Genomic DNA, 20524 nt, shown 5'->3' with positions numbered 1-20524 from the left:
GTCCCGGCACCCGCCGCGGAAGCCTGTCTCACGGCAGGTACCAGGCCCGGAGCGCGTTCCGGTTGTCCAGGCAGACCAGGTATTCCGCGCTCGCCTGGCAGTCGTTCCCCGTGACCCCGATGTCCCCGACCGGCTGGACCTTGCCGCTCGCGACATCGACCCGGCCCACCCACGACGTCCTCTCCTGCGACCACTGCACGACGGGCCCGCGCGGCGAGTTCACCAGCGCCTTCCACCTGGGCAGCTGCCCGCGCACCGCTCCCCGCTCGTCCAGGAACACCACGCCCGGCACCGTGTACTGCCCCGCGACCATGTGCCCGCCCGGCAGAACCACCGCACGCTGGTCACTGCCGGACCACACCTCACGGCGGTCACTGCGCCGCACAACAAAAGTCTCCGGGGTGTACCAGCTGCCGAACCGCACACCACACACGAACTCCCCGCACGCCCACGGACCGGAGTCTCCGTACAGCCGGGAAATCTCCATCCGCCAGGTGTCCTGCAAGGTCACCGGGTCGACACCGACCATGCCCTTGTTGCCGGCAACCAGCGCCATCTCCGTGCCCACTGGCACAATCTGCCGCTGCGGCCCCTCTAACCAGCAACCGCCCTTCACTGTGCTCACCAGCTCACGCCGGAGCTGCCGGGAGTTGAGCTCTTTCCCCGTGACCGGGTCGTGGACCCGCAGCGTCTCGGTGTTCCAGCAGCCGCTGTCATCCATGTCCATGCCGCCGCGAACGACGAAGAGCCGCAACGGCAGGGCCGGGCTGCCGTCAGCGCCCAGCTGGAACACCCCGGCCGACTCGGACTTCCAGAGTCGCTCACCGGTCGACAGCCCAACCCCTGCAGTCCCGAAATCGTCCAGTAGAACCGTGTCTCCGGTAACTCCACCCACCCGGCCGTCAGCGGCCCACCGGACAGCGCCGGTCCTGGCATCCAGCGCGGTGACCCCGCTCCAGGTCGGACCCTGAACAACCTCTGTGGAACTGACCAGCAGGATCCCGTTCACGACCCGCAGATCGGGCGTATCCCTGACATCGAGTTCCGCGACCGTCCACAACCGCTGGCCACGCTTCCGCAGGTCCTTGGCCTCGACCCGCCCCCTGGTCGCCACATAGAGCACATGTCCGTCCAGCAGGTACGCGAACGGCATCCGCCCCAGCTGATCCCTGACCCGCACATACGTCACCGGATCCGGCAGCACCTCCGCGAACCCCGGACGCGGCACGCCCGAAGCCACACACGTGACCAGCACGAACACCGCCACCAGCCCGGCAACCACGCGCCGAACCCAACCCCCGATCGGCACTCGCCGTACCCGTGCGGGCTCGGCGGCCCGAGGCTCCGAAACGTCTCCCAGGTCAATCACCGGCGCAGGCTACCCCGGTTTCTCCGGCCTGGCGGTACGGGACAGCGCATTGCGACATGTCCATCTATGGTGGCGATATGCTGCTTTCCAGTTCGATACCCCTGCCTCGTCATGGCTGACCGCAGGCGTGCCAGCGAGCGCGCGCTGGAGATCGCCCGGCAGCAAAGACGGGCCACCGAGTTAGCAAACCGTTACCCAGCCACCACGGAGCACCGGGCAGCTCTGTCCACATTGCTCGCCCTGACCGGCAAGGACTGGTCGTTGCTCCTCCGGGACGGCTGGCCGGCACCCGGCACCGGTTCCGATGCCGTGCTCATCGGCCCGCCCGGCATCTTCGCCGTCACCATCGCCGAGCCCAGTACTGCTGCGGAGGGCAGTACTGACCAGCTCGACACGCTGCGCGCGGCCACCAGCCAGCTCGTGGACCACCTCCGGGAGCTACGGATCGCGACGATCGCCGTGTCGGCTCTCCTCGTCACCGCCGCGAACCGCCCAGCGGAGATCCGCCGGGCTGTCCGGGTGGTCGGGCTGGACAAGCTCCATACCGACCTGCTTGGGCGGCCTGCCCGGCTGTCGCCGACGCTGACCCGGCTCACGGCGGAGCACCTGGCCGGCAGCCTGACCGGCTACTCCCGCATCGACCTCGACCTCAGCCCCGCATCCGGCTCCGGCTTCTCCGACCAGGGGCTGTTCGCCGCCGAGGACGTGATCAGGGCTCAGCTGGAGTCGGCTCAGGCCGGGCCGATCGAGAACTGGATGACGGTCCTGCCGCAGGACCAGTACAAGCTGCACACCCAGCACTGGAACGGCCCGGCCAGGATCAGCGGCCCGGCTGGGACGGGCAAGACGGTCGTCGGCCTGCACCGTGCCGCGTACCTGGCCCGGCGCACGACGGGGAAGATCCTGTTCCTGACCTTCGTCCGCAACCTGCCCCGCGTGCAGGAACAGCTCCTTTCCCGGATGGCCCCGGATCTCGCCGGGCGGATCGAGTTCAGCAGCCTGCACAGCTGGGCGCTTCGCCTGCTCCAGGAACGTTCCGTACCGGTCAACCTGCGTAACCGCAAACAGGGCCTGTTCGGGCTGGCGTGGAGCCGGGCGGGACGGCACTCGACGCTGGGCGAGATCGAGATCGACTCGGACTACTGGGCCGACGAGATCGAGTACGTGATCAAGGGCCGCGGCATCACCGGCCTCCCCGCGTACCTCGCCCTCGACCGCCCCGGCCGCCGGACACCGCTCCGCCGGAACCACCGCGAGCTCGTCTGGCACCTGTACGAGACGTACACCGGCCTCCAGCGCGAGAAGAAAGTCCACGACTTCGCCGACCTGATCCAGCTCGCGCTCGACACCGTGCGCGCCCGCCCGGCCGACCCGGCATACGGGGCCGTCATCGTCGACGAGGTCCAGGACCTGAGCCTGACGGGTATCCAGCTCGTGCACGCCCTGACAGGCGACGGCCCGAACCGGCTGCTGCTGATCGGCGACGGCCAGCAGTCCGTCTACCCGGGAGGCTTCCGGCTCTCCGACGCTGGCCTGAACATCCAGGGCGGCCGGGCCAAGGTACTCCGGGTCAACTACCGCAACGCCTCAGCCATCCTCGAAGCCGCCCTGGAGATCATGTCGGGCGAGAGCTTCGAGGACCTCGACGGCACCGTCACCACCGGCCGGCCCGACGTCGAACTGAGCTACCAGGACGGCCAGGTACTCCGGGCCACCGCGGACACCCAGCACGAACACGACCGGCTGCTCATGGACCAGCTCGCCACCCGCGTGCCAGCCGACACCGCGATCCTGTGCGCGAACCGCAACGACGTCCAGCACTACCTCGGCCTGCTCAGCACCCACGGCATCCCCTCGATCAACCTGGAGAAGTACGAGGGTCACCAGGTCGACGCGGTGAAGGTCGGCACCTACCACCGCGCCAAGGGGCTGGAGTTCAAAGCGGTCCTGATCCCCCGCCACGACCAGGCCCTTCGTGACGCCGGCCGTGGCGGCCTGGCCGACCCCGACCGACTCGCCCTCGCCAAACGGCAGCTCTACGTCGGCATGACCAGGGCACGCGACCTGCTCTGGCTCGGCAGCCTCACCCCAGCCACCCCACCACCCGCAGCCCCCACGGCCTCCGGCAACGAACCGGCCCGGGACACACCGCCTCCGGCGAGCCCGGTTCCCGCCGCACCCATCCCGGCCGCGCCACCCGAAAACAGGAAACCGGCCCCTGCTGAGGACCGCTGCCTCCACGACATGCTCCCGGGACAGTGCGCGAGTTGCCGTCACACCGCTCAGGGCCTGCCCCGTCAGGTCATCGTCTCCGAGGGCGGCCAGGTGTTCCACTCCCGCACCCTGTGCCAAGGCCTGCTCGACGGACAGCGCTCCGTCGCCCGGCGTGGCGGCACGCCAGGCGAACTCGAACGGATCTCCCCGGACGACGCCCTGGCCCGCGGCCTCGGGTACTGCGTCATGTGCTGGCATAACCGCAAGCCCGCCGGCGGCTGAGCCGAAGATCCTGACCCCCTTCAGGGCACCAGGGGTGGACGTTTGCGGAGCGCGCTGTCCTTCCACGAGCAGTGCTTCGCGTGACCTTTCTCGTCCACCCCTGCCGGCACGCGGCAGACCCAGGCCCAGTCCGCCTTGAGCCGCCGTAGATCGAACATGCCCGCGGTCCCGCACCTGCCACAGCGTGGAGGCTGGCGGACAAACTCCTTCGCGTGCTCGTGCTCGAGCAGTTTCCGGGCGAAGTTCCGGCCTTCGATGGCCAGCATCACCTCACGGGTGCTGCTGTGTGACAGCGTGTTCAGGCTGCCGAGCAGGACAGTGCGCTCGTCGATGATCACGATCTTCTGGTGCATCTCGTGCACCGCGACGACCGTTGGCAGGTCCTCCCTGACCTCCGCCAGAAACTCCGCGAGCTTGCCCCGCTGCATCTGGTCGCTCTCGCCCCGGGTGAAGACTGTGACCCGCACGCCGCGCCCGACCGCGTCCACCAGGGCAGGCAGCAGGGTCCTGACCCGCCGGGCCGTCCACGGTGCCCACAGCCAGATCGACTCTTTGGCCCCGTCGAGGTACCCGCTGATCGCCGCGTTGAAGTCCCGCTCGTCGTGGATGTCGCTGATCCGGACGTGCTGGGCGAGGATCCCCGCGAGCTCACTCCCGAAGACCCCCAGTTTTTCGGGCGGGACTTCCCCCGCCTGGGCGCTGATCACACTGCTGGCCCTGACCACCCGGGCCGTACACGTCACGAGCAGCTCGTGCAGGTGGCCCAGCGGGCTACCCGGCCTGGCCGAGGCCACCCGCGTCCGGCTGCCGATCAGGTAGATCCGGTGCTGGGTGCGCGTCAGCGCCACATTGAACAACCGGACGCCCGTCCGCGCCCAGCTACCACCCGACCGTTCGGCCTGGAACATCCACCGCTTGTCCCACTCGTCCTCGACCAGGTCGAAAACCACGATGGGGAACTCGCGTCCCTGGAACCGGTGGGCTGTCCCGACCTCCGTCGTGGTTCCGTTCGGCCCCTCGGCGTCACGCAGTGCCTCCAGTGTGGCCTCTGCCTGGTGTTTGTACGGCGTGACCACCCCCACCTGCTCGCCGCGGGCCAGGTGGTAGTCGACCAGTACCCGGCTGAGCAGCGATCCCGCTGGCCACCACCCGGCCCGTGCGCTGGTGGGGCGGACCCTGGCCAGGTCACCGAGCCCGTCGGTGTCGACGAACACGATCTCCGGGTCGTCGGACACGTGCGGTTTCTGGTTCGGCCCCGCTTTGAGCAGGCCGTCGTAGGCGATCCGGTTCGCCAGTGTCATGACCACCGGGCCGAACCGGTGCTGGGTGTCCAGGGCGACGCACCCTGTCCGTGCGCGCGCTTCGTCCGCCGAACCGATGCCACAGTGCGCGAACACGTCGTTGTGCAGCCACCGGACCAGGTCGGGCCGCTGGTCCTTGAGCACCTCCGACGAGATGATCGGGCCGAGCTGCATGAAATCGCCCAGGAGGACCGCCGTGCTGCCCGCGTGCCCCACGGCGTGGAGCACCTCCGGCAGGTTCGCCGCGCCGGCCTCGTCGATCAGCACAACGTCGTGCTGCCGGTCGAGCAGCGCCTTCATGCTCCGGAATCTGGCCAGCGTGGTCGCGACGACCGTGGCCTGGCTGATCAGGCTGGTCTCCGCTCCACGGCGGAGCTTGTCCACCTCGTCATGGGCTTCGGCGTGCTCCTGCTCCAGCCGGGACCGATCACTCAGGACGGCCTCCCGCTGGTCGGACATAGTGGCCGCGCGGCGCGCGAGTTCCGGCAGTCCGGCGGAAGCCACCTTGCTGACCCAGCTCCGTTCCTCCGAGGTGGCTCGCGGCTGGGCCTCGGCTGTCAGGAGAGCATCCAGCGCAGCCGCCGCACGCGTTTCGGCCGCCGCGGCCACCTTCCTCGCCGCTCCTGCTTCCTGCTCTGCCGCAGCAAGCTCCCGGTCTCGTTGCACCAGGTCGGCTGGTTGGTAGCGAGCCTCGGCCGTCAGCTTCGACACCTGGCTCTCCACGGCACGGCCACGACGTTCGAGAAGCGCCCGCGCGTCCTTCCACTCGGTCTCGGCCCGCAGTTGCTCGGCGGCATCTACCTCCCGCTGCTGCCGCAGGCGCCGGAGTTCTGCCCGGTTACGCATCCGGAAGAACATGGACCCGCTCGTCAGTACCGCCAGCCGAGCCGCAGTGGTGTCGCCGGCCCGCCTGGCCAGAACCAGAGTCGCGTGCAGGGAGTCGGTCGCGTCGGACAAGGCGGAGACCTCCTTGCGCAGCCGGGCGATCTCGGCGTACGCCCGCCGTGCCTGGGCCGTCTCCTCGACCTGGACCCGTGCGCGCTCGACCCTCCGCTCTGCCTCCTCCTTCCGGATCGCCAGGTCCGCATGAACCTGCCGGGCATCAGCCGCCGCAGCAGCCAGCCCCGGTATCCGGGATTCGACGTCCAGGAGAGCGGAAACGCGGTGGTACTTGTGCGGGTCGAACCCGGCCAGCTGCCGCTGGACCCGGCCGAGTTCCGCCTCTCGTGCCAGAATCGCCACCAGCTGGGCCTGGATCACCAGCCGGCGGTCCTCAGCCTGCGCGAGTTCCTGGAGGACGAGCTGGTTCAGGCACACGTCAGGGTTGTTCGCGATCTCCGCGAGGTGCGGAACGCCGACACGAAGAAGCTGGCCGCGCCGGAAGCCGCCCCTGCGAACCACACCCAGCAGCGCGTTGTCCACGGCGATGTTCGTGGCGGACACCAGGAGTACAGTGCGGCCCTCCCCGGCGAGATCACTGATCGCCTCGGTCAGGATCCGGGTCTTCCCCGTACCCGGTGGCCCCCAGACCAGGCGGACGCCCGGTGAGAAGCACGCGGCGTAGACCTCCCGCTGGGCCGCAGAGAAGCCCGCGAGCTGCTTGGGAGCCGTCGAGTAACCAGCCAGCCGCCGGGACGCCAGATCACTGGCGAGGCTCACGTCCGGCAGCGCGGCGATGCCATCGCGCAGCCGGGTGAGCAGGAAGGTGGCCGCCTGGCGGTGACACCACAGATGCGGCTGCTCGATGCTGGCGAACTCGGCGATCCGCACCCGGACCGTCTGCCCATCCTGGACGGTCTCGAGTACGGGGAAGCCGTCCTGCTCACCAGGCTGATCGGTCCCGGCGACACGCATGCGCCCCTGGTCCAGGTCAGCGTTCACCCGGCGGGCGTCCACCGTGTACCAGCCGGGGTCGCCGAGCTGCCGGGCCTCGCCGACCTTGGTCCAGCCCTCCCTAGCTCCGGTCCGGCTTTCCAGGCCGATCCAGTGGTCCAGGGCACCGATCACCTCGTCGCGCCAGTCCGGCACCCCGCACCCCCGTCGCAGATCGCGCCAGCCGCCAACCGTGACACCGACGCCCACTGTCCACAAAGGCGAATGATACGGGCCTATGGGCGGACAGTTCGTACCCGGAGCCACCCACGACCTCTCCGGAGAACCGGACCATCAGTGCCCTCGGCACGACCAGGCGGACGCGAGACTGCCAGCTCCTGGGGAGATTTCGCCGATATTGGCGTGAATGACCGCGTTACGACGCTTTCCGGGGGCACAGTGGCCACGGCTGCCGATCACGGCGGAAACGAGGAACGCCCCGGCGAGCTGTTCAGCTCCTACCAGGGCGTTCTTTGTCTTGCACAAGGGTGGAGCTGAGGGGACTCGAACCCCTGACCCCCACACTGCCAGTGTGGTGCGCTACCAGCTGCGCCACAGCCCCTTGCTTGTCTTGCCTGCTCCCGCTCTCGCGTTCGCCTGGGCAATATTACACAGGCCCCCGGCGGAGCGCGAATTGGGTGTCCCCGTCAGTTCAGTGCCGGGTCGGCCGGGTAGTGGGCGAGGGCTGCGGTCATGCCGCCCTGGCGCCGGAGTACGAGGCTCCACAGGTCGTCCGGCCTGGGCATGAACGGGTCGCCGGGCAGCGCGTCGTACACGAGCCAGGACCCTTCCTCGATCTCGCCCTCGGCCTGGCCTGCGCCCCAGCCCGCGTACCCGGCGAAGACGCGCAGGCCCAGCACCTGGTCGCCGAACGCCTCGGGGTCGCCGGACAGGTCGACGGTGCCGACGCCGGCGTGGATGGGGAGGAAGCCGGGCATGGCGGCGACGTGCGGCCGGGTACGCGCGAGGCAGATCGCCGCCTCCGGCTGGACCGGCCCGCCCTCGAACAGCACGCCGGGCGTGCCGGCCAGGTCCGCCCAGTGCGGGAGCACCTCGCTCACCTGTACCTCGGTCGGCCGGTTGAGCACGACGCCGAGCGCCCCGCTCTCGTCGTGGGAGATGAGGAGCACGACGGTCCGCTCGAAGTTCGGGTCGCGCAGCATCGGGGAAGCGACGAGGAGCCGGCCAGCCAGCAACCCCACCGCCATCCCTCCGGTCGTGTCCGGTTCGTGCCGCATACTCGCAACCTAGCGGTCCAGCCGGCCCAGCGGGAGGGGGTTTCGGCTGGAATTAGCTCCGGGTCTGATCAAGGTGCCCGGCTGGGCAGCGCGGGGTGCTCATCGGGCACGGGTCCGGGACAGGGTGACTGTGCATGAGAGCCCGATCACGATCGGCTACGTGAGCCGGGTTCGTATGTTTAACTTTCCGGCATGACAGCCCTGCGCATGATGCCGCACCTCGACCGGATGGTCGTTGGTGTGATGATGCCGCGCACCTGTCGAATGTGTATCTGCTGCCGCTAACGGCAGCCGCGCAGCTGGCCCGCGATACGCGCTAGCAACCCCCTCCTCGCCGGCCCGCCCGGCTTGATCAGCGCCGTCTCTGGCGCGGTCCTCTCGCATCTCCGTACGCCGTGACTGCCCCCAGCTGGGCCTTTCGCGCGGCAGTTTCGGCCCCGATATCCGTCATTCCCGTCATCGGCACGGATCCATCCTGAGGGAAGCATCGTGATCAAGCTCCAGAACGTCGTCAAGCGGTACGGCGACCACGCCGCGCTCGACGGCGTCGACCTGCACGTCGAGCCCGGCCGGGTGCACGGCATCCTCGGCCGCAGCGGGGCCGGCAAGTCCACGCTCCTGCGCAGCGTGAACCTGCTGGAGCGCCCCGACTCCGGCACGGTCACCGTGTTCGGCCAGGAGCTGACCGGGCTGGGCGGCAAGGAGCTGGCCCGGGCCCGCCGCCGGATCGGGATGATCTTCCAGCAGTACCACCTGCTGCGCCGCCGGACCGTCGCGGACAACGTCGCGCTGCCCCTCGAACTCGCCGGGCTGAACCGCACGGCCCGCAGGGACAAGGTGCTCCAGCTGCTCGACCGGGTCGGGCTGGCCGACAAGGCGAAGTCCTACCCCGCGCAGCTCTCCGGCGGCCAGCGCCAGCGGGTGGCGATCGCGCGAGCCCTCGCCGCCGACCCGCACGTCCTGCTCTCCGACGAGGCGACCAGCGCGCTGGACCCGGAGACGACAGCCCAGATCCTCGGCCTGCTCCGCGAGCTGAACACCGAGCTGGGCCTGACCATCCTCCTGATCACGCACGAGCACGACGTGGTCCGGCAGGTCGCCGACACCGTGTCCGTGATCGAGGCCGGGAAGATCATCAGTACCGAGGGAGTCTCCCGATGAGGCCGTTGACCGAGCTGGCCGACCTGCTCCTGCCCGCGACGCAGGAGACGCTCTACATGGTCGCCCTGTCCACTCTGGTCACGGTCGCAGGCGGGGTCCCGCTCGGTGTCCTGCTGACCCGGGCCCCCAAGTCCGTGTACCGGCCACTCAGCGCGGCCGTCAACGTCGGCCGCTCGCTCCCCTTCGTCATCCTCCTCGTACTCGTGATGCCGCTGACCAGGGCGATCGCCGGTACGACCATCGGCCCCGAGGCTGCCGTCGTCCCGTTGTCGATCGGCGCGATCCCGTTCTTCGCCCGGCTCGTCGAGGCGGCCCTCCACGAGGTCGACCCGGGGCTGATCGAGGCCGGCCGGTCCCTCGGGCTGCGTGGCTGGGGTCTCGTCACGAAGGTACTGCTGCCTGAGGCCGTCCCCGGCCTGATCCGGGCGCTGACCGTCACCATCGTCGCGATCGTGGGCTATTCCGCGATGGCTGGCGTGGTCGGCGGCGGTGGCCTGGGTGACCTGGCCATCCGGTACGGCCATCAGAGGTTTGAAACCGACGTGCTGCTCGCGACCGTCGCCCTGCTCGTGGTCGGTGTCCAGCTCGTCCAGTCCGGCGGCGACCTGCTCGCCAAGCGCCTCGACCGCCGCTAACCCCACCCCAGTAACAGAAAAGGAAGCACAATGTCCCGTCGTCGCATCATCACCGGTCTCCTGGCCGCCGCTCTCGTCACCACCGGCCTGGCCGCTTGCGGCTCGGACGACAAGAAGAGCTCCGGCCAGCTGCTGATCGGCGCGTCCCCCGTGCCGCACGCCGAGATCCTGACCTTCGTCAAGGACAACCTGGCGGAGAAGAACGGCCTGAAGATCACGATCAAGGAGTTCACCGACTACGTGCAGCCGAACGTCGCGCTCGACGCCGGCGACATCCAGGCCAACTTCTTCCAGCACAAGCCGTACCTGGACGACTTCTCCGCCAAGCGCGGCGTCAAGCTGGCCTCGGCCGGTGCCGTGCACATCGAGCCGCTCGGCGCGTACTCGAAGAAGGTCAAGTCCCTCACCGAGCTGCCGGAGGGCGCGACGGTCGCCATCCCCGCCGACGCCACCAACGGCGGCCGGGCGCTCAAGCTCCTCGCCGCGAACAAGCTGGTCACGCTCAAGGAGGGCGCGAGCACCGAGAAGGACATCGCGGAGAACCCGAAGAAGCTCAAGTTCAAGGCGATCGAGGCCGCGCAGCTCCCCCGTTCGCTCGACGACGTCGACCTGGCGGTGATCAACGGGAACTACGCCATCGAGGCCAAGCTCAAGCCGTCGAAGGACGCGCTGGCGCTGGAGTCCGGCAAGGACAACCCGTACGCGAACCTGCTGGTCGTCAAGCAGGGCAAGGAGAACGACCCGGCGATCCAGAAGCTGGTCAAGCTGCTCCAGTCGCCGGAGACGAAGAAGTTCATCGAGGACAAGTACGCGGGCTCGGTCATCCCGGCCTTCTAACCGGTCAGACGGCGGTACCCGCACGGGTGCCGCCGTCTACCCTGTGCAGCATGACGACTACCCCTGAGGTCGCCGTGATCGGCGGCTCCGGCCTGTACTCCCTGATCGACGGCGAGCTCACCGAGCACGACATCGACACGCCGTACGGCAGGCCCTCCGACCCGGTCGTCACCGGTACCGTCGCGGGCCGCCCGGTCGCCTTCCTGCCCCGGCACGGCCGCGACCACCGGTACCCGCCGCACAAGATCCCGTACCGGGCCAACCTCTGGGCCCTGCACAGCCTCGGGGTGCGCCGGATCCTCGCCCCGTGCGCGGTCGGTGGCCTGCGACCGGACCACGGGCCCGGTACCTTCGTCATCCCCGACCAGCTCGTCGACCGCACCACCAGCCGCGCAGGCACGTTCTTCGACGAGGGCGCACACCACACCAGCTTCGGCGACCCGTACTGCCCGGCCGGCCGCGCGGCGGTCCTCCAGGCCGCCGACTTCCCGGTCGTCGACGGCGGCACGATGGTCGTCATCGAGGGCCAGCGGTTCTCCACCCGCGCCGAGTCCCAGTGGTACGCGGCCCAGGGCGGCACGATCATCAACATGACCGGCATGCCCGAGGCGATCCTCGCCCGCGAGCTGGGGATCTGCTACACCTCCGTCGCGCTCGTCACCGACCACGACGCTGGCGTGTCCGCAGGTGAGTCGGTAACCCAGGAAGAGGTCTTCCGGGTCTTCGCCGAGAACACCGAGCGCATGAAGGCCCTCATCCTCCGCGCCGTCACCACCTGGACCGACGCCCACACCTGCTAACCGGGCACCGGCAGCCGCACCTCGAACCGGCAGCCACCGCCCACGTTCACCACGCCCACGTGCCCGTGCTGGGCTTCGACCAGCCCGCGCACGATCGCGAGCCCCAGCCCGGCCCCGCCCCCCGGGGTCCGGGCCTGCTCGCCCCGGAACGCCACCTCGAACACTCTCGGCAGATCCTCCTGCGGAATCCCGCCACACGAGTCCGTCACCGCGAACCAGGCACCGTCGCCATCCTTCCCACCCGTGATCGTCACCGACCCGTCCTCCGGGGTGTGCCGGATGGCGTTCATCAGCAGGTTGGACAGCACGCGCGACAGCTCCGGCTCACTGCCCACCGCCGCCGGCCAGTCGCCCCGCGCCGCGATCAGGCGCACATGCTGAGCAGCAGCCACAGGTTCACTCCCCGCGATGGCATCGGACACCAGGTCCCCGATGGCCACTGTGGACAGTGTCAGCCGCAGCGCCCCAGCGTTGATGCGGGACAGCTCCAGCAGATCATCGACCAACCCCGCCATCCGGTCCGTTTCGGTCCTGATCCTTCGGTGGTACTCCGTCACAGTCGCCGGATCGTCGATGATCCCGTCCTCCAGCGCCTCGGCCATCGCCCGCATCCCGGCCAGCGGTGTCCGCAGGTCGTGGCTCACCCACGCCACCAGTTCCCTGCGCGTCGCCTCGGCCTGCGCCGTCCACATCGACTCGGCGGCCAGCCGGCGCCCCTGCCACACAGCGACCCCCAGCGCCACAGCCCCCGCCGTACCGATCACGATCAGCAGCACGTGCAGGTCATGCGCCGAAATGAACATCTCGTACGCCGCGCCCAGCACCCCGGCCGCCACGGACAGCACCACGACCCCGAGCAGCACGCACACGTACACGGTGAACGACCGGCCCCTCAGCCGCCGGAGCACGAGCGCGCCCACGCCACCGACCGCCAGCGACCCGGCCAGCGCCATCAGGAACGTGAACAGCACATCACGCACGAGCGGGCCCCCACCGGTACCCGACGCCCCACACCGTCTGCAACAGCACCGGGCTGGCCGGGTCGGGCTCGATCTTCTCCCGCAGCCGCCGCACGTGGACGGTCACAGTGGACTGGTCGCCGAACTTCCAGCCCCACACCTGCTCCAGCAGCTCGCCCCGCCGGAACGCACGCCCGGCGTGCCGCATGAAGAACACGAGCAGGTCGAACTCGCGTACCGTCAGCGCCAGCTCCTCGCCCCGCAGCCACGCCTGCCGCCCGGACACGTCGACCGTCAGCTCGCCCTCGGCCAGCGACTCGGCGGCCACCTCCACCGGTGCCGTCCGCCGCAGCACCGACTGCACCCGCAGCACGAGCTCCCGGGGCGAGAACGGCTTGGTCACATAGTCGTCGGCCCCGGTGGTCAGGCCGATGATCCGGTCGGACTCCTCGCCGAGCGCCGTCAGCATGATGATCGGTACGTCGCTGTCCCGGCGGAGCCGCTTCGCCACCTCGATCCCGCTGATCCCGGGCAGCATCAGGTCCAGCACGACCAGGTCGGGCCGGGCCTGCTTCGCGGCGGCCAGCGCACCAGAACCGTCCGCCGCCAGCGTCACCTCCAGCCCGGCACGCTCCAGGTACCGGCGGACCACGTCACTGACGGTCGGATCATCGTCCACGACCAGCACTCGCATACCCCGAGCCTAGGGCCACGCCACGCCACCCGAGGGCCCTCGTTCGCGGACCGTTAGGTTTGCTCAGGTCTCTCCACCCAGATCCAGCGTGTACGCGGCGTGCAACAGCTCGGCCCCCCGCCGCTGATGTACCCGCAGCCCGCGCAGCAGCTCCGCCGAGTCCTTCGCGAACCGCTTCCCCACGCCCTGCGCGAGCCGTACGGTCAGCGAGTCGAGCTGCCGCTGCAACCTCGCGTGCTCGGTCGCCAGCGCCCGCAGCCGCCGCGCCAGATGCGGAGCCGCGTCCAGCAGCTCACCGAGGTCATCGTGCCCGGCCAGCGCCCGCCGGACCTCCCCCAGCAGGACACCGAGCCGAGCGGCGGGCGCCTGCCCCGCCAGGGCCTGCTCGTAGAGTCGAGCGGTTTCCAGCAACCCGGTCTGCCGCGTGCTGAGGGCCATCGCACACCTCCCCGGCGATGAAGTCTTCACTAACAGTGACGGCACGACCGCGCACTGTCTAGAGCCCGACCGAAACCTTGGCACCCAACCACTCAGACAACACAAACGCCCCATAAACCACGATGTCACCCCAAGGGCGACGAGCCGCCCGATGCCGGCGCAGCCCGGCGAGCCCCCACCGCAAGCGGCACACAAAGCAAAAACCCCCGCGTGGCCAGGCCACACGGGGGTACGGGGGAAGTCCCCCGGACTAGCATGCGTCTCCACCCCGCGAAGCCCCAAAGGGGCGAGCAGAGTGAGACCAGTGGAGATGCCGGGAATCGAACCCGGGTCCTTCGTCACATAATCAGGGCTTCTCCGAGTGCAGCTCACTGTGTCCCTGCTTGACCCTGCCAATCACGTGAGCGAGTTGGCACGACGGGCCCAGTAACTGTTTGGTGTCCCGCGAGAGCCCCGTCACCGGGCTCCTTTGGTGAGCCTTCTAGCTGATGCCGGTACCTAGGTCGAAGGCGATCCTAGGCCGACAGCAGTCACTATCGCTTAGGCAGCGAGAGCGAACTGCGAGCGCTTAGAGTCGGCGCTTGTTGGTTTCCAACGATGATTAACGAGCCAACGTTGGCTTCCTCGACTCGCTTCCCCTGACGCAGTGCACGAAGTCGAAACCAGTCATCCCCTTATGGTGTTGTGCCACCAGCCTAGCGCGCGCCCCGGAGGGCTGTCACGCCGGTTAAGCCGTGTCAGCCCATGCCCTTGTTGCGGCGGCCCATCACCCGCTGGATCTCGCGGTTGGCGTCGCGGGTCGCGATGTCCTGCCGCTTGTCCCAGGACTTCTTACCCCTGGCCAGGCCCAGCTCGACCTTGCACCAGCCGTTCTCGAAGTACATCGACAGCGGCACGAGGGTGACGCCGGCGTCCTGGACCTTGTTGTGCAGCTTGATCAGCTCCTGCTTGTGCATGAGGAGCTTGCGGGTCCGGCGCGGCGCGTGGTTGGTCCAGGTGCCCATCGCGTACTCCGGGATGTGCAGCCCGTGCAGGTACAGCTCGGTGCCGGAGAAGTCGGCGAAGGCGTCGGCCAGCGAGGCCCGGCCCAGGCGGAGCGACTTGACCTCGGTACCCATCAGGGCGATGCCAGCCTCGAAGGTGTCGAGGATGGCGTAGTCATGCCGCGCCTTGCGGTTGGTCGAGACGACTTTGCGCCCCTGCTCCTTCGGCATGAACCGGCCCTTTCCCTCCTGAGAACAACCGGCCAATGGTATCCCCGGTGCCCCGGATTCCAGGACTGGATATCAGCAGAGGCAGGGCGGCAGGAAGTCCAGCGGCTGCACGGGCGCGCCGTTCAGGCGTACCTCGAAATGGAGATGGTCGCCTGTCGAGGCTCCCGTCGTGCCGATCCGGCCGATGACCTGCCCGGCGCGCACGTTCTGCCCGTGGTCGACCAGGATCGTGGACTGGTGCGCGTAGCAGGTCGCCAGGCCCCGGCCGTCGTACTGGCCGTGCGCGACACACGTGTACTTGCCGTACCCGCCGTTCCAGCCGGCCTGCACCACCCGGCCGTCGGCCACCGCGTAGATCGGCTCGCCACCCGAAGCGGCGAAGTCGACGCCGGCGTGGAGCTGCCAGACGTGGTAGAAGGGGTCGAACCGCGAGCCGAAGTCGGAGGACTTCCACGCGTTGCGTACCGGCATCGGGAAGTAGGCGCCTGACGGCGCTGGCGGTGCCGCCGCCGGAGCCTCCGGTACCGGCTGGGCGACCGGGGTCGCGGCGATCTCCCGGAGCAGCTGTTCCAGGCGCTGGCTCTCAGCCTGCAACTCCGCGTACCTGGCGAGGCTCGCGTCCTTCTCCTCGTTCGCGATCCGCATCGCCTGCTGCTGCTTCTCGACGAGCTGCTGGGCAACGGCCGCCCGGTTGTCCGCGTCCCGCTCGGCGCGCTGGGCGACCGCCAGCTTCTCGGCCGCCACCTTCTCCTTACCCTCGGCAGCCTGCCGGGCGACGTCGGCGTCGTTCTGCTTCACCCGGGCCGTCATCCGGGCCGACGTGACCCGGCTCAGCGCGGTCGAGTTGTGCCGGGCGATCTGGTCCAGGTACTCCAGCCGGTGCGTCAGCTCGCGGGGATCCCTCGCGGCCAGCAGCGTGTTGACCGTCAGCACGCCTCCGCCCTGGTGCACGGCGCTCGCGAACGTGGCCACCTGGGTACGCGCGTCGGTGACTTCCTTCGCGGCTTGCTCGTAGGCGGCCGTCGCCCGCTGGTACACCCCCCGGGCCTGGTCGGCTTCGCGGCGGGCAGCTTCGGAGTCGGCTGAGGCCGCGGCTGCGATCCCGCGCGCCTCGGCCGCCGCGGCCTGGGCCGCCGGAAGCTGAGCCGTGGCCGCGGCGTGCTGCTGGGCAGCTTCACGAGCCCGGTCCGTCGCGCCTTCGAGAACCGCCCCCGCCTCGGCGAGCTGCGCTGCGACCCGCTCCCGGTCGGCCTCCGGGTCGGCGTACGCCGGGACTGCCAGCCCGGCCCCGAGCATCACCACCAGCAGCATCACCGAACGTCGCATCGTCAGCCCCGTCCCCCCGCGTACAGCCAGATTACGGGAGGACTATTACCGATCTTGGACAAACGCCCCAACATCGGCAACCACAGCAACCGTGCCGCGAAGCCAGCTGAGCTGCGGATTTACCGCCGGCCACCCGCCCAGCCCCGGCACGGGTACAAGATGACGCCCTTGATCTTGATCTTCGCTCTTGATCTAAGGCGAGGTGGCCCGCTGAGGGCGGATCTGGCAAGCAGCGAGCCCTCCCTCGTACCGGTGTTGTACGTGGGAGGGCTCGCTGCGCAGTCCAGATTCGTTCTCAGCGGGTCGGCACTACCTAGACCTTGATGTAGAAGCGCAGGGTTATCCATCCGACGATCGCGTTGACCACCCCAGCCACCGCGGCCAGCAGCGGCAGCATCATCCAGATGTCGCCCCACTGGAACGGTGAGATCAGCGAAGCGATCGACTTCGTCGCGCTGTCCAGGACGAATATCTTGCCGACGACCAGCATCAGCCAGGCGAGGACCGCGCCGATGACGCCGGCGAACGCCGCCTCCAGCACGAACGGTGCCTGGATGAACCAGTTGGACGCGCCGACCAGGCGCATGATCGAGACCTCACGCCGTTTGCTGTATGCCGCGACTTGGATCGTGTTCCCGACGAGCAGCAGTGCCGCCAGGCCGACCAGCGCCGCGAAGCCCAGTGCGAGTTTCTGACCACCGACGATGAACTTGAACAGCTTGTCGAGCAGTTTGCGCTGGTCGACGATGGTGTCCACGCCTGGCTTGTCGCGGTAGCCGGCGATGAGCTGGTCGGTCTTCTCGGAGTCCTTGAGCTTGATCCGGTAGGAGTCCGGGATCGCGTCCGGCGGGGTCGAGTTGATCAGCTCGGGAACGTCCTTGAACTGCTGCTTGAACCGCTGGTAGGCGACTTCCTTGCTCTCGTAGGACGCGGAGGCGACCAGGTCGTCCTTCTTCAGCAGGTCGCGCAGGCCGTCGCGCTGGTCCTGCGTCGCGTCCTTCTTCAGGAAGATCGAGACTTCCACGTTGTGGTGGAAGTACTCCTTCATGTCGTCGACTTTCCACACCGCCAGGAGGCTGACACCCAGCAGGGTCAGTGACACCGCCATGGTCAGGATCATGGCGATCGTCATCGTCACGTTCCGCCAGAGGCCGACCATGACCTCGGCGAGGACGTATTTGGCACGCATCGATTACCTCTCGTCCTCAGCCGTACACGCCGCGGGCCTGGTCGCGCACGATGCGACCCCCGTCGACCTCGATGACCCGGCGCCGCATCTGGTTCACGATGTTCGAGTCGTGGGTGACCATCACGATCGTCGTGCCGGTCCGGTTGATCCGGTCGAGCAGGCGCATGATCTCGATCGACGTGTCCGGGTCCAGGTTTCCGGTGGGCTCGTCGGCCAGCAGGATCAGCGGCCGGTTGACGAAGGCCCTCGCCACCGCCACGCGCTGCTGCTCACCACCCGACAGCTCGTGCGGGAACCGGTGCTCCTTGCCGCCGAGACCGACCAGTTCCAGCACCTCGGGCACCACCCGGCGGGCCACGGACTTGGTCTTGCCGATGACCTCCAGGGCGAAGGCGACATTCTCGAAGGCCGTCCGGTTCGGCAGGAGCCGGAAGTCCTGGAACACGCAGCCGATCGAGCGGCGGAAGTTCGCCACCTTCCACGGCCGGATGCTCGTGATGTCCTTGCCGTTGACGAAGACCTTCCCCTTGGTCGGGGTGATCTCACGCAGCATCAGCTTGACGATCGTGGACTTGCCGGAGCCGGTCGGTCCGATGAAGAAGACGAACTCGCCCTTCTCGATCGAGACTGTCGCGTCTTCGATCGACGGCCTGCTCGCCTTCGGATACGTCTTCGTAACGTGCTCAAGCCGGATCACGTCGGGCAGTCTACGTCACGATTCTGAGGCTGCCCGCTCGCGCTGTTTGCGCCAGCGGATTCCGGCCTCGATGAACCCATCGATGTCCCCGTCGAGCACGGCGGTCGGATTGCCCGTCTCGTGCTCCGTGCGCAGGTCCTTCACCATCTGGTACGGGTGCAGGACGTAGGAGCGCATCTGGTCGCCCCACGAGCCGGCCACGTCACCCCGGAGCGCGTCGATCTTGGCGGCTTCCTCGGCCTGCTTGCGCGCGAGCAGCTTCGCCTTGAGGACGACCATCGCCGTCGCCTTGTTCTGGAGCTGGGAACGCTCGTTCTGGCAGGACACCACGATGTTCGTCGGGATGTGGGTCAGCCGGACGGCGGAGTCGGTCGTGTTGACGCCCTGGCCGCCGGGGCCCGAAGCCCGGTACACGTCGACGCGGATCTCGTCCTCGGGGATCTCGATGTCGTCGGTCTGCTCGACGACCGGCACGACCTCGATCGCGGCGAAGCTCGTCTGACGCCGGCCCTGGTTGTCGAACGGGCTGATCCGGACCAGCCGGTGTGTGCCGGCCTCGACGGACAGGGTGCCGTAGGCGTAGGGGACCTTGACCGCGAACGTCGCGGACTTGAGGCCGGCCTCCTCGGCGTAGGAGGTGTCGTAGACCTCGGTCGGGTAGCCGTGCCGCTCGGCCCAGCGCAGGTACATGCGCAGGAGCATCTCGGCGAAGTCGGCGGCGTCCACGCCACCGGCGCCCGACCGGACGGAGACCAGCGCCTCACGGGCGTCGTAGTCGCCGGACAGCAGGGTGCGGACCTCCAGCTCGTCGATCGACTTGCGGAGCTTGGTGATCTCCTCGGCGACGTCGGTCAGCGCCGACGGGTCGTCCTCGGCCTCGGCCAGCTCCAGCAGCAGGCTCGCGTCGTCGACCCGGCCGCGCAGGCCCTCGACCCGGTTGATCTCGCTGTTGACGTACGACAGCCTCGACGTGACCTGCTGGGCGCGCGCCTGGTCGTCCCAGAGGTCCGGCGCGGAGGCCGCCTCCTCCAGGCCGGCCTTGTCCTTACGGAGCTTGGCTACGTCCAGGACTGCCTCGATGCTGCGCAGCTTGCCGTCGAGATCCTTGATGGCCTCGGCGAGTTCCAGCGTGGTTGTCACCGTCCCAGGGTACGGCCACCGCGGGAAATCCGCCGGACGGGTACTGGGAAGGGGCATTCATGGCGAGAGGGGCGGAAACGGTAGGCGGGCCGGCCCTGGGGAGGGCCGGCCCGCGCGTCCCGGTCTGGTTGGGTCCCGGGTCGGACCGGGCGGCGGGTGCCGCCTGTGTCAGCCACCGCTGAGCCGTTGGGAACCTCGGCTCAGTGGCGGACAGCAGTGGTACGACCCGTGGTCCGGCTTGCGGACGGAAGGCTGGATCAGCCGGCCGTCTTGAGCCAGGCCAGAACGGCCTTGTGGTAACCGACGGCGAACTCGAGCGCTGTCGCGGTCGACTCGTCGCCGCTCTTCTTGGCCTCCCTGGCTGCCTCGCGCACCTCGTTGAGGGCGGTGTTGTGGTAGGTGACGGCCTCGGTGTACATGTCCTGCTTCTCGGCCTTCGGCATGAGGCTGCTGAACGCCGTCCGGAGCACGACCGGGTTACGCACCTGGTCACGCCCGGCGGGCTCGGTGAGCCACTTGCCGAACTCCTTCTTGCCCTTGGCCGTGATCTTGTAAGGCTGGCTCGAACGCGGGCCAGGCTTGCCGAGGGTCAGATAACCCCGCTCGGCCAGGACCGGGAGCTCGCGGTACACCTGTGAACGAGTCATCGTCCAGTAGGCACCCAGTCGACGCTCCGCCTCGGCCATGAGCTGGCCGCCGGTCATCGGTCCATCGTGTAGCAGTCCCAACAGGGCTGCGGCTGTCGCATTAAGGCTAGTTTCTGCCATACCTCATATGGTGCAGCTCTGAGCTGCGAAAATCCAGCCAACGCGCGAAATCCATTACAGACAGTGAAGTGATAGTCGGTCCAAATCGGATGCTCGCAAGATCACATTCGGATTCCAATGCCGTCATCTCTCAGTAATGAGGGAACCTTTTCCGACATTTAGCGCAGGAGGCCGGTTCGGAGCACAGATCGACGGCCATAGTCAGGTACCCCGGCCGGGTGTTATTGTCAGTCAGTCTTACTAACTATTACTGGGGTGCTATATGGCGACATCCCGCCATCTGAGGGCGCTGAACGAGGGGGCGGCCCTGCGCCATCTTCTCGCGGAGGGCCGGCTCACCCGGGGCGATTTGCGGGAATTGACAGGCTTTTCCAAGCCGACCGCCTCGGAG

17 protein-coding genes, 1 tRNA gene and 1 other RNA gene are annotated in these 20524 nt (G+C 68.6%); 5 read left to right on the top strand and 14 right to left on the bottom strand.

Annotation, left to right across the window (positions count from 1 at the left end):
* Positions 1-28: 28 nt before the first annotated feature.
* The gene (locus tag A3G1_RS0103630) at positions 29-1282 is read right to left on the bottom strand and encodes a PQQ-binding-like beta-propeller repeat protein (RefSeq protein WP_018348106.1); all 1254 of its coding nucleotides are present in this window, start codon (positions 1280-1282) and stop codon (positions 29-31) included.
* A gap of 198 nt (positions 1283-1480) precedes the next feature.
* Between A3G1_RS0103630 and A3G1_RS32960 the strand changes: the two genes are divergently transcribed.
* Entirely contained in the window at positions 1481-3865 is a 2385-nt protein-coding gene (locus tag A3G1_RS32960) for a UvrD-helicase domain-containing protein (protein WP_157640876.1), read from the top strand.
* A gap of 20 nt (positions 3866-3885) precedes the next feature.
* Here A3G1_RS32960 and A3G1_RS32955 read toward each other — a convergent pair whose 3' ends face one another.
* The 3 genes from A3G1_RS32955 to A3G1_RS0103610 all read right to left on the bottom strand — a co-directional run bounded on the left by A3G1_RS32955 (position 3886) and on the right by A3G1_RS0103610 (position 8276).
* On the bottom strand, positions 3886-7194 hold the full coding sequence (locus A3G1_RS32955; RefSeq protein WP_018348104.1) for an AAA domain-containing protein: 3309 nt from the start codon (positions 7192-7194) through the stop codon (positions 3886-3888).
* A gap of 333 nt (positions 7195-7527) precedes the next feature.
* Positions 7528-7600, bottom strand: a tRNA-Ala gene (locus tag A3G1_RS0103615).
* 85 nt (positions 7601-7685) lie between these two features.
* Positions 7686-8276 carry a YqgE/AlgH family protein gene (locus tag A3G1_RS0103610; RefSeq protein ID WP_018348103.1) on the bottom strand — a complete coding sequence of 197 codons (591 nt, stop codon included), beginning with the start codon at positions 8274-8276 and terminating at the stop codon, positions 7686-7688.
* Between the two features lie 489 nt (positions 8277-8765).
* Here A3G1_RS0103610 and A3G1_RS32950 point away from each other — a divergent pair, with 489 nt between their 5' ends.
* The 4 genes from A3G1_RS32950 to A3G1_RS32945 are packed head-to-tail and all read left to right on the top strand — an operon-like array spanning position 8766 to position 11709.
* Positions 8766-9437 carry a methionine ABC transporter ATP-binding protein gene (locus A3G1_RS32950; RefSeq protein WP_018348102.1) on the top strand — a complete coding sequence of 224 codons (672 nt, stop codon included), beginning with the start codon at positions 8766-8768 and terminating at the stop codon, positions 9435-9437.
* Positions 9434-10072: a methionine ABC transporter permease gene (locus tag A3G1_RS0103600; RefSeq protein WP_040477329.1), complete on the top strand. Its 639-nt coding sequence runs from the start codon at positions 9434-9436 to the stop codon at positions 10070-10072. Before A3G1_RS32950 ends, A3G1_RS0103600 begins: the two co-directional genes overlap by 4 nt.
* A 30-nt stretch (positions 10073-10102) precedes the next feature.
* Positions 10103-10909: a MetQ/NlpA family ABC transporter substrate-binding protein gene (locus A3G1_RS0103595; protein ID WP_018348100.1), complete on the top strand. Its 807-nt coding sequence runs from the start codon at positions 10103-10105 to the stop codon at positions 10907-10909.
* A 50-nt stretch (positions 10910-10959) separates the two neighbouring features.
* Positions 10960-11709, top strand: a complete 750-nt coding sequence (locus A3G1_RS32945) for an S-methyl-5'-thioadenosine phosphorylase (protein ID WP_083936714.1) — start codon at positions 10960-10962, stop codon at positions 11707-11709.
* Here A3G1_RS32945 and A3G1_RS0103585 read toward each other — a convergent pair.
* From A3G1_RS0103585 to A3G1_RS0103545, 10 genes are all read right to left on the bottom strand, one after another.
* Positions 11706-12689, bottom strand: coding sequence for a sensor histidine kinase (locus A3G1_RS0103585; protein WP_018348098.1), 984 nt, complete (start codon positions 12687-12689; stop codon positions 11706-11708). The genes A3G1_RS32945 and A3G1_RS0103585 overlap by 4 nt on opposite strands.
* Positions 12682-13362, bottom strand: coding sequence for a response regulator transcription factor (locus A3G1_RS0103580; RefSeq protein WP_040477327.1), 681 nt, complete (start codon positions 13360-13362; stop codon positions 12682-12684). Before A3G1_RS0103580 ends, A3G1_RS0103585 begins: the two co-directional genes overlap by 8 nt.
* Before the next feature lie 63 nt (positions 13363-13425).
* Entirely contained in the window at positions 13426-13800 is a 375-nt protein-coding gene (locus A3G1_RS38060; protein ID WP_018348096.1) for a hypothetical protein, read from the bottom strand.
* A gap of 302 nt (positions 13801-14102) precedes the next feature.
* Positions 14103-14474, bottom strand: a transfer-messenger RNA (tmRNA) gene (ssrA, locus tag A3G1_RS39400).
* Positions 14475-14537: 63 nt separating this feature from the next.
* Positions 14538-15014, bottom strand: a complete 477-nt coding sequence (smpB, locus tag A3G1_RS0103570; protein ID WP_018348095.1) for an SsrA-binding protein SmpB — start codon at positions 15012-15014, stop codon at positions 14538-14540.
* Between the two features lie 72 nt (positions 15015-15086).
* Entirely contained in the window at positions 15087-16340 is a 1254-nt protein-coding gene (locus A3G1_RS0103565; protein ID WP_040477326.1) for a M23 family metallopeptidase, read from the bottom strand.
* Between the two features lie 313 nt (positions 16341-16653).
* Positions 16654-17529 (bottom strand): permease-like cell division protein FtsX, encoded by an 876-nt coding sequence (gene ftsX / locus A3G1_RS0103560; protein WP_018348093.1) that lies wholly within the window; start codon positions 17527-17529, stop codon positions 16654-16656.
* A gap of 16 nt (positions 17530-17545) precedes the next feature.
* A complete protein-coding gene (gene ftsE / locus A3G1_RS0103555) occupies positions 17546-18226 on the bottom strand; it encodes a cell division ATP-binding protein FtsE (protein WP_018348092.1) in 681 nt (226 codons plus the stop codon).
* A gap of 15 nt (positions 18227-18241) precedes the next feature.
* Positions 18242-19366 (bottom strand): peptide chain release factor 2, encoded by a 1125-nt coding sequence (prfB, locus tag A3G1_RS0103550; RefSeq protein ID WP_018348091.1) that lies wholly within the window; start codon positions 19364-19366, stop codon positions 18242-18244.
* Between the two features lie 257 nt (positions 19367-19623).
* Positions 19624-20133 (bottom strand): PadR family transcriptional regulator, encoded by a 510-nt coding sequence (locus tag A3G1_RS0103545; RefSeq protein ID WP_026211779.1) that lies wholly within the window; start codon positions 20131-20133, stop codon positions 19624-19626.
* Positions 20134-20524: the final 391 nt, after the last annotated feature.

Origin of the sequence: Longispora albida DSM 44784 (genome assembly GCF_000379825.1) — a bacterium.
Classification (GTDB): Bacteria; Actinomycetota; Actinomycetes; order Mycobacteriales; family Micromonosporaceae; genus Longispora; species Longispora albida.
This window is presented reverse-complemented; position numbering and strand designations above follow the sequence as displayed.